The organism is Cytobacillus oceanisediminis 2691 (assembly GCF_007678455.1).
GTDB lineage: Bacteria > Bacillota > Bacilli > Bacillales > Cytobacillaceae > Mesobacillus > Mesobacillus oceanisediminis_A.
Window position 1 is genome coordinate 1 of sequence record NZ_VEEP01000221.1, and the last position, 272, is coordinate 272.

General features: G+C 40.8%; 1 protein-coding gene. It reads right to left on the minus strand.

Features of this window, described 5'->3' with window-relative positions; translation table 11 throughout:
• Positions 1 to 12 precede the first annotated feature (12 nt).
• A complete protein-coding gene (locus FS736_RS24670; RefSeq protein WP_186326930.1) occupies positions 13 to 150 on the minus strand; it encodes a hypothetical protein in 138 nt (45 codons plus the stop codon).
• Positions 151 to 272 lie beyond the last annotated feature (122 nt).

Consider the following 272-nt stretch of genomic DNA (forward strand, 5'->3'; position numbering starts at 1 on the left):
TTATCATTATTTTCACATTCCCCTTCTCCAATCCTTTCCCCATCCATATCCACAACCAAAACCTTTTCTTCTTCCGCTTCCAATTATCCTATCAACCTCCCTATTTATTTTTCCTTTTCTTATTCTTCTTCCTGATCCCTTTCCTCCCACTCTCAATCATCCTCTACACCGCTTTTTCCCACTATCCATCCCCCCATAATACCTTCACCATGCTTTTGAACGAAATCCAATCCAACTTAGCTGACAAACGCAAAGCAGTTACATTTCTCCTC